This window comes from Flavobacterium sp. TAB 87 (assembly GCF_001529295.1).
Taxonomy (GTDB): domain Bacteria; phylum Bacteroidota; class Bacteroidia; order Flavobacteriales; family Flavobacteriaceae; genus Flavobacterium.
The window spans coordinates 56,533-68,918 of sequence record NZ_LLWK01000026.1; the positions used below are offsets into that span (position 1 = coordinate 56,533).

The 12,386-nt window shown below is 35.3% G+C and carries 11 protein-coding genes; 9 read left to right on the forward strand and 2 right to left on the reverse strand.

Annotation, left to right across the window (positions count from 1 at the left end; translation table 11 throughout):
* Nucleotides 1-37 precede the first annotated feature (37 nt).
* Together AP058_RS01645 and pnuC are read right to left on the reverse strand one after the other, a co-directional pair.
* On the reverse strand, nucleotides 38-1,051 hold the full coding sequence (locus AP058_RS01645; protein ID WP_066306097.1) for an AAA family ATPase: 1,014 nt from the start codon (nucleotides 1,049-1,051) through the stop codon (nucleotides 38-40).
* Nucleotides 1,020-1,598: a nicotinamide riboside transporter PnuC gene (gene pnuC, locus AP058_RS01650; protein WP_066306099.1), complete on the reverse strand. Its 579-nt coding sequence runs from the start codon at nucleotides 1,596-1,598 to the stop codon at nucleotides 1,020-1,022. Before pnuC ends, AP058_RS01645 begins: the two co-directional genes overlap by 32 nt.
* 473 nt (nucleotides 1,599-2,071) lie before the next feature.
* On the opposite strand from pnuC, the gene AP058_RS01655 reads away from it, so the two are divergent.
* The 9 genes from AP058_RS01655 to AP058_RS01690 all read left to right on the forward strand — a co-directional run bounded on the left by AP058_RS01655 (nucleotide 2,072) and on the right by AP058_RS01690 (nucleotide 12,272).
* Nucleotides 2,072-2,785: an ROK family protein gene (locus tag AP058_RS01655; RefSeq protein WP_066306104.1), complete on the forward strand. Its 714-nt coding sequence runs from the start codon at nucleotides 2,072-2,074 to the stop codon at nucleotides 2,783-2,785.
* Between the two features lie 59 nt (nucleotides 2,786-2,844).
* Nucleotides 2,845-4,851 (forward strand): transketolase, encoded by a 2,007-nt coding sequence (tkt, locus tag AP058_RS01660; protein ID WP_066306106.1) that lies wholly within the window; start codon nucleotides 2,845-2,847, stop codon nucleotides 4,849-4,851.
* Nucleotides 4,852-4,902: 51 nt separating this feature from the next.
* A complete protein-coding gene (locus tag AP058_RS16810; protein WP_157492578.1) occupies nucleotides 4,903-5,055 on the forward strand; it encodes a hypothetical protein in 153 nt (50 codons plus the stop codon).
* Between the two features lie 105 nt (nucleotides 5,056-5,160).
* Nucleotides 5,161-5,643 carry an RpiB/LacA/LacB family sugar-phosphate isomerase gene (locus AP058_RS01665; RefSeq protein ID WP_231739467.1) on the forward strand — a complete coding sequence of 161 codons (483 nt, stop codon included), beginning with the start codon at nucleotides 5,161-5,163 and terminating at the stop codon, nucleotides 5,641-5,643.
* Between the two features lie 12 nt (nucleotides 5,644-5,655).
* Nucleotides 5,656-6,753 (forward strand): transaldolase, encoded by a 1,098-nt coding sequence (gene tal, locus AP058_RS01670; RefSeq protein WP_066306108.1) that lies wholly within the window; start codon nucleotides 5,656-5,658, stop codon nucleotides 6,751-6,753.
* A gap of 55 nt (nucleotides 6,754-6,808) precedes the next feature.
* Nucleotides 6,809-8,239: an NADP-dependent phosphogluconate dehydrogenase gene (gene gndA / locus AP058_RS01675; protein ID WP_066306114.1), complete on the forward strand. Its 1,431-nt coding sequence runs from the start codon at nucleotides 6,809-6,811 to the stop codon at nucleotides 8,237-8,239.
* A 7-nt stretch (nucleotides 8,240-8,246) separates the two neighbouring features.
* Nucleotides 8,247-9,755 (forward strand): glucose-6-phosphate dehydrogenase, encoded by a 1,509-nt coding sequence (gene zwf / locus AP058_RS01680; protein ID WP_066306116.1) that lies wholly within the window; start codon nucleotides 8,247-8,249, stop codon nucleotides 9,753-9,755.
* 6 nt (nucleotides 9,756-9,761) lie between these two features.
* Nucleotides 9,762-10,481: a 6-phosphogluconolactonase gene (pgl, locus tag AP058_RS01685; protein ID WP_066306118.1), complete on the forward strand. Its 720-nt coding sequence runs from the start codon at nucleotides 9,762-9,764 to the stop codon at nucleotides 10,479-10,481.
* Between the two features lie 324 nt (nucleotides 10,482-10,805).
* Nucleotides 10,806-12,272 (forward strand): glycoside hydrolase family 130 protein, encoded by a 1,467-nt coding sequence (locus tag AP058_RS01690; protein WP_066306120.1) that lies wholly within the window; start codon nucleotides 10,806-10,808, stop codon nucleotides 12,270-12,272.
* The last annotated feature ends 114 nt before the right edge of the window (nucleotides 12,273-12,386 follow it).

Below are 12,386 nucleotides of genomic sequence, written 5' to 3' on the forward strand. Positions count from 1 at the left end.
CGGGTGTTTTTCTATTGTTAAAATAGCCCTAATTCGCTTAAAACTTACTGTTCTCGCTCTCTCCTAAAATATTTGAAACTTGTTCAACTCGCTCATTTACGGTGCCTTTAAGCATGTAGTACGTAAGATTTCTAGCTCGTAAGTCATCAATTATTTTTTGTTGAAATTCTTTTCTTTTTACATCGCCAGATCGATCCCAAGTATCATCGTAAGGAATGTCGGTATCACAAACAAAAATAATATTGTGTCTACTTTCAGCCAATTTTGCCAGTTTCTCTAATTCGGCAAGAGCTTCTCCGTGATAATCCAATGAAAATAAATACGTAGTGATCGCATTGGTATCGGAAAACAAAAATTGATTGGACTGCAATACCAAAGCGTCTTCTCTTTCTATATGAATTTCGGCTATTTTTAAAAGATCTTCTAGTGTTAGTCTTTTGTTTATGTGATGCTTCTCCCAGTATTCTCTACCATATTCTGGCATCCATTGTGTATCAAAGTGGATTGCCAATTGTTCCGCTAAAGTAGTTTTTCCTGTAGAAGGCGCACCAAGTAAAACTACTTTGGTAATTAGGTCTGTATACACCGTTGGATGAACAAAATCTTTGTATTTAAAGGGTTCGTTTCTTATTTTCGTTGCAGAAATAGGGATGGTATTTCGACGCTCATCCACTTGTCTATTAATAGCATTTAAGGACGAACTCATGTGTACTCCATAAGGCTCACTCGAATAAAAATGTGAAATTCTTCTGTCACCTAAAACACTAGATACATAATCTTCCTGAATTTTCATAATTTCAGCTGTATAACCCGAATCGTTAGGAGAATTCACTCCTTCAATAACCGTAATGCTCGGATATAATTCTCGTATCCAATTAGCCCTAATTTTCAAAGGAATAGTACTAATAGGATCATCATAAATGAGCACTATTAATTCGTCAACCTCCTTCATTGCAGTTTCAATAAGTAGTTGATGTCCTTTATGAAAAGGAGCAAATTTGCCCAAGGTCAGGCCAGCCTTATATTTGTATTCTATATGCAAATTCTTCATTGTATGCTTTTTTCCATTCCAAGTAACCAATTATTGCCATAATCAAAAAAAGCACATACAAGCCCGTTGTAAAATATAAGCCTTTATAAAAATAGATACCTATTGCGACCACGTCAACTACGATCCAAAATAGCCAAGATCCCAACACTTTTTTAATCATTAAGTATTGCGCCACTAAGCTTGCAACCGTTGTAAAAGCATCTGCGTAAGGATAGGATGCATCGGTATTGTTTTGCATCGTATATCCTAAAAGTACCGTTGCAAAAATCGTTACGCTAAGCCATACACTTACTTTTGTAATCACTGTGACCCGCAAATTAGTTTGATTTTCTCCACCGTACTTCCAATTATACCAACCAAATGCTTGTAAAAATATATAAATCATATGCAAAATAAGATCTGAATATAATTTTGAGGTATAAAAGACAAAACAAAATAATATCACTTGAATTAATCCAAAATACCAACACCAAATATTTTGCTTAATTGTAAAATAGACGGCCAAAAAACCGAAAATTGAGCCGAAAACCTCTATAGTTGTATCCATAATTTCGATGCTAAAGATAGGATAATGTGTGAAACTTTAAAATCATTAAGAAGTAAGTTTTGAATGATTAGTAGTAGTATTTTCTAGTCTTTATTGAAACTATTTGCTTAACTCAAAAATTAACGCTTCTTTTTAATTACAGTTTTCTATGCTAAATATGATAGATCAATAATATGTTTATGTTCCGACTAAGATGCTGTGATTTTTAAATAATTCGTTGAACCAATTGAAATTTAACTAATTATGAAAAATTTACCTGTAATTATATAATACACTTTTAGTGAATAATCGCGAAATTTGAGATTCAGCAGTTTTAGAAAAGTCAGTTAGAACTTCTAAAAAATATTTTCATTCATTTGAAATAATTCCTACACTTAGAAATAGCTTTAAAGAGCAATTGCTGTATTAATGCATCATCCCCCTGATGAACAAAAGGATTAAATTATATAAATTCTAAAAGCAAAGAAGTAAACATGGATCATACTAAAACAACAGAAAAAATACTTTCTATCGATTTTGGCGGCTCGCATATTAAAACAGCAATTTTAAATGAAGAAGGCAAGTTATTAACTGATTTTCAGTCCATTAAAACTCCGCAACCCGCTACTCTTTCTGCGTCACTAGAAGCCATTCAAACTTTAGTAAAAAACTTTAAAGGTTTTGATAAAATTTCAGTTGGTTTTCCAGGATACATCAAAAATGGCATAGTACTTACCGCTCCCAATCTTGACCAAGAAACGTGGTCTAATGTTAATTTTAGCGAACAGTTAAGTAAACTGCTTGGTAAACCTGCTAAAGTAATTAATGACGCAGATATGTTAGCACTAGGCGTGATCAGCGGAAGTGGGCTGGAAATGATGGTTACTCTTGGTACTGGATTTGGAACCGCATTTGCGCTAGATGGTAAACTTCTACCGCACTTAGAGCTCGCGCATCATCCAATCACAACTAAGAAATCGTATGACGAATATATTGGTGATAATGCTTACGATGATGTGGGTAAAAAGAAATGGAATATACGATTGAAAAAAATTATTTCTATTTTAAAAACAGTATTTAATTATGATACTCTATACATAGGTGGCGGAAATGCAAAGCACATAAACTTCGAACTTGATGCTAATATTAAAGTAGTGACAAACAAAGACGGAATAGATGGTGGTGCTAAATTATGGCAACAGAACTAGACTAACCTTTTCAAACATAAGAATTCACATTAAACTCTTTTAGATAAATCTTAATTAAAATGAGTATTCCAATAAATAAATTAGAACAAACTGCAATAAATACGGTCAGAATACTCGCTGCTGACGCGGTACAAAAAGCGAATTCTGGACATCCTGGCACTCCAATGGCATTAGCGCCAATCGGACATGCTTTATGGACAGCAATTATGCAGTATAATCCTGAAAATCCGACATGGGCTAATCGAGACCGATTTATACTTTCCAACGGTCATGCGTGCATGCTACAATATAGTTTTTTGCATTTAACCGGCTATGATGTATCGTTAGATGATCTTAAAGATTTCAGACAATTACACAGTAAAGCAGCGGGACATCCAGAGTACGGACTTATGCCAGGCATCGAGGTAACTACTGGTCCGCTGGGTCAAGGTTTTGCAAACGGTGTCGGATTTGCCATTGCGCAAAAACATATGGCAGCCCGTTACAATAAGCCTGATTTTTATCTCTTTGACTATACAATTTATGCTATTTGCAGCGATGGTGATATGATGGAAGGCGTAACTGCAGAAGCTGCTTCCCTTGCTGGTCATTTACAATTAGGTAAAATGATTTATTTGTATGATGACAATCATATCTCTATCGAAGGAGATACCGACATTTCTTTTACAGAAGATGTTGCAAAACGTTTTGAATCATATAATTGGCATGTACAAAATGTAGACGATGGTAATGATATTAACGCTATTTTAAAGGCAATTAAAAACGCCAAAGCTGCAAAAAATAAACCTTCACTTATAAAAGTGAGAACACATATTGGGTATGGCAGCCCTAATAAAGTTGATACTGCTGCTGCACATGGTTCACCTCTTGGTGAAGAAGAATTAAAGTTAGTTAAAAAGTTCTTTGGCTTTGATCCTGAAAAATCATTTGTGGTTCCCGATGAGGTAGCAAAATTGTACACTGAAGCAGGACGGAAAGGGAGTGTAAAAGAAGAGAAATGGAATAGCTTATATAATACATACAAAGAAAAATATCCAGAGCTTGCTGCTGAATATGAACTGGCAACCAATGGAAACTTACCCGAAGGTTGGAAAGATAATTTACCAATTTTTAAAGCAGGAGATGAAAAAATGGCAACCCGAAAAGCGTCAGGAAAAGTGCTTAACGCAATTGCTGATTACCTGCCGAATCTAATGGGAGGGTCTGCTGATTTGTCTCCCTCTACAGATACCGAACTTACCAAGTATGATTATTTTTCTCCTAATAAACATGACGGACGTAATTTTCATTTTGGAGTACGAGAACATGCGATGGGTGCTGTTTTAAACGGAATGGCACTAACCAAAGGAATTACTTCTTATGGTGCGACATTTTTAATTTTTTCAGAATATATGCGGCCGCCTATTCGTCTGGCGGCTATAATGAAAATTCGACCCATTTTTATTTATACACATGACAGTATTGCACTAGGTGAAGATGGTACAACCCATCAACCTGTAGAGCAATTGATTTGCTTACGTGCTATTCCGAATGTGACATTGATACGTCCCGCTGATGCCAATGAAACGGCTCAAGCGTGGCGCGTTGCACTGGAGCATAGTGATGGACCAGTAATACTGGTCTTAACGCGTCAAGGAATTCCGATTATCGATCAAGAAAAATATACCAAAGCGACCGAAGTTGAAAGAGGAGCTTATATTCTTTCAGATGCTGAAGGAGTGCCTGATCTTATACTAATGGCTACGGGTTCTGAAGTTCATTTAATCTTAGAGGCACAAGTCAAACTAAAAGAAAAAGACATTGAAGCCCGAGTTGTAAGTATGCCTTCATGGAGTTTATTTGACAAGCAAAGTGATGCGTATAAGGAGAAAATACTTCCGAAATCAATCAGAAAACGTTTATCCGTAGAAGCAGGATCGACTATAGGTTGGTTGAAATATGTGACCGATCAAGGAGATTCCATTGGCATTAATACGTTTGGAGAATCTGCACCTGGCGATGAGGTAATGGCCGAATATGGCTTTACAGTAGAAAATATAGTGAAGAGAGCAAAAGCAATGCTTTGACACTATTTAAAATTGAATTGTTAAGAAAAAGTTTATTTAAAATATAGTACGATGAAAAATGAATGCAACGACAAAACGCTTAAAAAAAATCAACCTACAAAGTTAAAAAGTAGCAATCCAGATTTTCCACAGGAATATGAAGAACAAGAAAACAGTGCTCTTCGCATGAAATCACAACCTCTTGAAAAAGATAAGAAAAGCTAACGTTATTGAAGCTCGTAAATGAGTAAATAGAATTTAGCAAAATTGTATTCAAATTTCCCACTACTAGTGAAGCTTTAAGATTTTAATTTTTCAAATTAGATTATAATGATTATTAATCAGAAAACAATAACTCCTAGAAAAATGACAGTAGGCATAGCAGCTGACCATGGCGGATTTAAATTAAAAAAAACAATAGTAAAAATGCTGCTGGAATCGAATTATGAAGTAGTTGATTTTGGTAACAGTCATTTAGATGAAAACGACGACTATCCTGACTTCATAATTCCGCTTGCGAGAGCAATTGCTACAAATACAGTAAATCGTGGCATCGCAATATGCGGCAGCGGTGTTGGCGCTGCAATTGTTTCCAACAAAATTGTGGGTGTACGGGCTGCCTTAGTTAATGATTGTTTTTCTGCGCACCAAGGAGTTGAAGATGATGATATGAATTTAATTTGTCTTGGCGGTCGAATCACGGGTTTTGCGGTAGCACAAGAATATGTCAATGCGTTTTTAAGAGCCGAATTCTCTGGTGCAGAAAGACACTTACGAAGATTAGAAAAAGTTAAAGCAGTAGAAAAAAGATAAATAAAACACATCATGGAAACAAATAAAGTAAAGCAAATTCACGGTTTAGGTCAAAGCATTTGGCTTGATTTTTTTGACAGAAAAATCATGAATAATGGAGAATTACAAAAGCTGATTGATGAAGATGGTATTACAGGTGTCACTTCTAACCCTGCAATTTTTGAAAAAGCAATTAGCAGCAGTTCTGATTATAATGAAGACATTACTGCCTTTTCTAAAAATGAAAAATCCAACGATGCTATTTTTTATGGTCTTGCTGTTAAAGACATACAAAGAGCTACGGATTTTTTTAAAAAAATCTATGAAAAGAGTAATGCCGAAGACGGTTTCGTAAGTCTCGAAGTCTCTCCCCACCTAGCGCGCGATAGTGAAGAAACGATTAGGCAAGCAAAGGAATTATGGAAAGCCGTAGATCGGAAAAACGTAATGATTAAAATTCCTGGAACTGTCGAAGGACTGACAGCAATTCGCAAATGCACTGCTGAAGGAATTAATGTTAATGTTACCTTATTATTTGGTTTACCAAGATACAAAGAAGTGACCGAAGCTTATGTTTCTGGGCTAGAAGACCGAGTACAATTAGACCTTCCTATTGATACTGTTGTTTCGGTTGCGAGCTTTTTTTTAAGTCGAATTGATGTTATGATAGATCCAATGTTAGAAGAAAAGGGACTAGGAAAATTGAAAGGTGAAATAGCAATTGCTTCTGCAAAAAAAGCTTATCAAATCTATAAAGAAGTTTTCTATAGTGATCGTTTTAAAAAGCTTGAAGAAAAAGGAGCAAAAAAGCAGCGGGTTTTGTGGGCCAGTACCAGCAGTAAAGACCCTTCTTTTAGTGACACTAAATATGTCGAAGCTTTGATCGGACCAGAAACTATAAATACCGTTCCATTAGATACTATAGATGCATTTCGAGATCATGGAAAAGTGGAAAATCAGTTGGAAAAAAATCTAGATCGAGCAATAAGTGAGTTGGATCAACTAAAAGAAAGCGGAATTGACATTGACAAGATAACCCAAAAGCTAGAAGACGAAGGCATCGAAAAATTCAACAAGCCTTACGATAAATTACTCGATGCCATTGAGAGACAAAAGAAAAAAACGAATTGATATTTTAGTAGAGAGCGATGATCAGAATTAAAAATAAGAATTAAAAAAAAAGAACATGATAAGTGATAAACAACTTTCATTCGGAATAATTGGATTAGGTACAATGGGGAGAAATATGCTTCTTAATATGGCAGATCATGAATTTGCTGTTGCGGGTTATGACAAAAACACCAAGCAGGTTCAGGCACTTTACCAAGAAGATTTAACTGGGTTAACAAAAGGTTTCAGTGATATTACAGCGTTTATTCAAAGTTTTTCAGGTATTCGAACAATAATGCTTTTAGTGCCTGCTGGAAAAATCGTCGATGCTGTTTTATCAGAATTGCTTCCGCTCTTGAAAAAAGGTGACATAATCATTGATGGCGGAAATTCGCATTTTACTGATACCGAACGTCGGTACAAAGACTTAGAACAAAAAGGTTTTCATTTTATTGGAATGGGTGTTTCGGGTGGCGAAGAAGGTGCTCGAAAAGGACCAAGTATGATGCCAGGTGGCGATAAAAAAGCTTATGAAACGATTGCTCCAATTCTGAAAAAAATTGCTGCACACGTAAATTCTGAACCTACAGTTGCTTTTATGGGCTTAGGATCTGCTGGACATTTTGTTAAAATGGTGCATAATGGAATAGAATATGCCATGATGCAACTTATATCTGAAACCTATGAACTTTTAAAAAAAGAACTGCAGCTTCATGATGACGAAATTCATAATGTGTTTAAAAACTGGAATGAAGGAAGGTTGCAATCGTACTTACTAGAAATTACAACAGATATTTTTGCATTTAAAAGTACAGGAGAATCTACGCTGCTTCTTAACGATATTAAAGATGAAGCTAAAGCTAAAGGTACTGGTAAATGGACTTCCCAAACTGCTATGGACTTAACTGTTCCCATACCTATAATAGACATAGCTGTTGCATTTCGCGATTTATCAAAGTATAAGTCGTTACGAATAGAAACATCTAAATTGTATCCTAATTTAAAAGAAGTAAAATATCCGGGTATCGCGCAGGAATATCTTTCTCACCTAGAAGAAGCTTTTTACTTCTCGATGGTTTCGGCCTATTCTCAAGGAATGCATCTGCTGTACCAAGCGAACATTACTTATAAATATGAATTAAACTTAGAGTTGATTGCAAAAATATGGCGTGGCGGCTGCATTATAAGAGCTGTATTTTTAAAGGATATTTATGCTGCTTATAAAAAGAATCCGAAATTAGAACATTTGTTTCTAGATAATTCAATTAAAGAAAGTCTTACAAAAAGCATTCCAGCCATTCGAACAATCGTATCAGATGCTGTACAAAACGGTATTGCTGTCCCTGCGTTCTCTGCATCTTTAAGCTATTTTGATGGACTACGAAATGAGAATATGCCGGCCAATCTGATTCAGGCTCAGCGGGATTATTTTGGCGCGCATACGTACGAACGCATTGCAACTGAAGGAATTTTTCACACAGATTGGCTTACTCAAACTAACAAATAATTTTAAAATGGATTCAAGTATAAAATCACAACCAGTACTCTTTTTTATTTTCGGAGGAACAGGAGACCTGAACAAACGAAAAATAACGCCCGCACTTTATAACTTATTTTTAGATAATTGGTTGCCTGAAAAATTTGCAATTATAGGAAACGGGCGTTCAGAATTGACCGATACAGCATATAGAAAAAAATTATTAGAAGGTACCAACGAATTCTCGCGTAAGGGGATAGTGGTAAAAAAGCAATGGGATGAATTTGCTTCCAAGATATTTTATCAAAGTGCTAATGTGAGCGATGACAAGAGCTATAAGCATTTTAAAGAAAAGATTGAAAAGTATGAGACGGAATGGAAACAGAAACCGGTAATTATTTATTACTTGGCTGTCTCGCCCAATTTATTTCCAATTATAGGGGAACATATTGCTAAGAACAACTTGGCGGAAGAAAGCGATTATACCCGAATTGTTATTGAAAAACCATTTGGTCACGATCTGGAATCTGCGAAATCATTAAATGAATTATTAGCTACCATTTTTGATGAAAAGCAAATTTATCGAATTGACCATTATTTGGGAAAAGAAGCGGTGCAAAACATCTTGGCGTTTCGATTCTCTAATGCGATACTTGAACCTATTTGGAACCGAAATTATATTGATCACGTGCAGATTTCAGTTTCAGAGAAATTAGGCGTAGAAGAGCGAGGTGAATACTATGAAACTGCTGGTGCCTTAAGAGATATGATTCAAAATCACCTGCTACAATTGGTCTGCCTTATTGCAATGGAAACACCAATTAATTTTAGTGCCGACGAAGTGCGAAATAGAAAAGTCGATGTTCTGCGAGCGATGAGAAGATTTAAGCCAGAAGAAATAAAAAAAGTCGCGGTGCGCGGACAATACGGTCCGGGCTGGGTTGAAGGAAAGCAAGTTCCAGGTTATCGTGACGAAAATGATGTTGATCCAAACTCAAATACCGAAACATTTGCAGCTATAAAATTTTTCGTCGATAATTGGAGATGGCATGACGTACCATTTTATGTACGAACAGGCAAGAGAATGCATCAAACAGCTTCGGTTATCTCCATCCAATTTCGCGATGTTCCACATTGTGTTTTTCCAGCTGATTCTACCGATAACTGGCAGCAAAATAGACTCATAATTAGCATTCAGCCCGAGATGAGTATACGATTGCAAGTACAGGCAAAACGCCCAGGTTTAGAAATGGTGCTTAATCCCGTAGATATGATATTTAAGTATGAGGAAGCTACTGAAACTCCTGAAGCTTATGAAACACTTTTGCTTGATATTATTACAGGCGATCAAACACTATTTATGAGAGCTGATCAAGTAGAATTTGCTTGGGATTTATTGATGCCTTTGTTGAATTCTTGGGATTCTAAGAAAAGTTTAAGTTTTCCAAATTACTCAGCCGATTCTCAAGGACCTGAAATTGCAGAAGCCTTAATCGCCCAAGACGGATTTCATTGGTTCACACTTCCTATCAAAAATAAATTATAAACTATAATGAAAACTAATATTTATAAAACAGAAGAAGCTCTCTTAACTGCTTTTGCTAAATATTTTATCGAAATAGCACAAAAGTATATTTCAAAGAATGGCGTATTTAATTTGGTTTTAGCAGGAGGTACCTCTCCAAAAAAACTGTACGAATTACTTGCCTCTCCTCTATTCAAGGACAAAATTGAATGGGAAAGATTGTTTTTTTTCTTTGGAGATGAAAGATGCGTTCCCGCTGATGATGATGCAAACAATGGGCTGATGGTACAAAAACTATTTTTCAGTCCGTTACAAATCTCATCAACCAAAATCTTTAAAATTGACACTTCCGTCGGTCCAAGTGAGGCCGCAGCAAAATATTCTGAGCAAATAAAAAATCATTTTCAAAGAAATTTACCCAGCTTTGACTTAATAATTTTGGGACTTGGCGAAAATTCGCACACAGCATCACTTTTTCCTTACAATGAAGTGCTAACGGAAAAAAATTCTATAGTTAAAGAAGTCTATTTAGAAAATGAAAATAGACATCGCATAACAATGACCGCTCCACTAATTAATAAAGCTAAGAATGTTGCCTTTCTTGTCTATGGAGAAAGTAAACGAAAAGCCATTTATAATGTATTGAAAGGAGAGAAGAATATCGAAAAGTATCCTGCACAACTTATTCAGCTCGAGACCGGAGAAATACAGTGGTTTCTAGATGTTGAATCTGCAGCTTTACTCTAAACAAATTTATTCAAATTTGATCTATAAGTAGCATTCCGATAATTGAACATCACCATTTTTCCGTACTAAATAATTCCCAAATATTTTTAGTCAAGAAAGACCAATACTATTAATTGTTACAATATTAAAATTCCGCTCTTTAACTTTCCAAATTTTTAAAAAGGAATTTGCCTTACTTTTTTGAACAACAGCGTAATTTTAAAATAAAATTAATTAAATTTAAGTACCACAAATTGACCTTTTTCTAAACAGTTAAAAGAACTTGATTATGATATGATTTAAACTACAGATAATTTTAACCCCTTCACTAATTTAAATACCACTATGAAAGTTACCGTAGTTCGAAAAAATATAATATTTTCTCCCGATTCAAGTAGAGTTGTTGCCCGCTATTTTATGAATGGCGATGAACGCACACAGAAAATGGTCAGTAATATAATGATGTTAGACGAAAAGCAAGTGTATAACACATTAGAACAAACTCTACGTGAATTTGCAAGACGCCATCGAAATATATCGAAAATATTTTTTAAGCATTGTGAAAAAATTAAAGGATTAATTGAGGCAATGCAAATCAATTACGATAGTCTCTCTTACGAACGAAAAATGCTAATCGGTTCCTATTGTACAATGGAATATTCGATAGAATCAGCTGCATTTTTTAACCCTTCGATGGTGGAAGATTTTGACCAATCTGATCTTGAAGTGGGAGAAAAGCGAATAATTATTTCTTTTCGGGCTACCGGAGAAGGTCATATTTCTTCAATTGTTTTTAGAAGAGCGATTTTAGACAAAAATAATGATCTTCAGGTAATGAAAATTGGAAAAAACATTGACAAAGCCGAAATTGTTCATAAAACCCTCTACAATAAAGTAAGATTTCTAACTAAATTATCAGAAATGCATACTTCTGACAAATATGCTTCAGAAATAATGCAGGAATTACCCGATCACTTTGAGTACTATGCTTTAAAAAACTTAATTAATAAAGCTTTGAGTGATGACACTATCCGTCAAGAAAGAAGGACTGCTCTAGAAGAAGTTATGTGGTTAGCAGACTCTTTCTATGATCTACAATTCAAGCATGATTCCGATATCGCTGAACGAGTAATCTTTCCTATCTCAGATTCAGAAAGCCGTGGTATCGAAGATGCTCGTTTTGTCCGCTTTACAGATGACGATCAATCTGAAAAAATCCTCGGTACGTATACTGCTTACAATGGTCATGCTATTATTCCAAAACTTATATCTACAGAGGATTTTTATAATTTTCGCGTAATGCCTTTATATGGGATCGGTGCACAAAATAAAAATTTAGCGCTCTTTCCTAGAAAAGTCAATGGTAAATATGCGATGCTGTCTAGAATAGATGGTGTAAATAATTACGTTATGTTTTCTGATAGACAAACGCAATGGGACAACCCTATTCGCATACAGGAACCGAAATATCCATGGGAATTTACGCAAATTGGAAATTGTGGATCTCCAATATGGACTAAAGAAGGTTGGTTGGTAATAACACACGGTGTAGGTGCCATGCGACGATATTGCATCGGTGCTTCGCTCTTTGATTTGGATGATCCGACAAAAGAAATAGGAAGATTAAAAGAGCCTTTGATTTCTCCCTTAGAAGGTGAACGCGAAGGATATGTACCAAATGTGGTATACTCCTGCGGTTCAATTGTAAATAACAATAGTCTTATACTTCCTTATGCTGTGTCGGATTACTCTTCTACCTACGGTGTAGTAGATATGATTGAGCTACTAGATGCTTTGCGTAGAAGCAAGTAAGTTATTTTTTATAACAAAACACAACCATTATTTCATAAATAGTATGACCTTTAGAAACGAAAAAACCCTAATTCGTTAGAATTAGGGTTTTAAAAAGAAAGGCGACGACATACT

Excerpts from the sequence above, each read along its gene's own strand:
- AP058_RS01645 (WP_066306097.1), bottom strand. The coding sequence starts at position 1,051 with ATGAAGAATTTGCATATAGAATACAAATATAAGGCTGGCCTGACCTTG.
- pnuC (WP_066306099.1), bottom strand. The coding sequence starts at position 1,598 with ATGGATACAACTATAGAGGTTTTCGGCTCAATTTTCGGTTTTTTGGCC.
- AP058_RS01655 (WP_066306104.1), top strand. The coding sequence starts at position 2,072 with ATGGATCATACTAAAACAACAGAAAAAATACTTTCTATCGATTTTGGC.
- tkt (WP_066306106.1), top strand. The coding sequence starts at position 2,845 with ATGAGTATTCCAATAAATAAATTAGAACAAACTGCAATAAATACGGTC.
- AP058_RS16810 (WP_157492578.1), top strand. The coding sequence starts at position 4,903 with ATGAAAAATGAATGCAACGACAAAACGCTTAAAAAAAATCAACCTACA.
- AP058_RS01665 (WP_231739467.1), top strand. The coding sequence starts at position 5,161 with ATGATTATTAATCAGAAAACAATAACTCCTAGAAAAATGACAGTAGGC.
- tal (WP_066306108.1), top strand. The coding sequence starts at position 5,656 with ATGGAAACAAATAAAGTAAAGCAAATTCACGGTTTAGGTCAAAGCATT.
- gndA (WP_066306114.1), top strand. The coding sequence starts at position 6,809 with ATGATAAGTGATAAACAACTTTCATTCGGAATAATTGGATTAGGTACA.
- zwf (WP_066306116.1), top strand. The coding sequence starts at position 8,247 with ATGGATTCAAGTATAAAATCACAACCAGTACTCTTTTTTATTTTCGGA.
- pgl (WP_066306118.1), top strand. The coding sequence starts at position 9,762 with ATGAAAACTAATATTTATAAAACAGAAGAAGCTCTCTTAACTGCTTTT.
- AP058_RS01690 (WP_066306120.1), top strand. The coding sequence starts at position 10,806 with ATGAAAGTTACCGTAGTTCGAAAAAATATAATATTTTCTCCCGATTCA.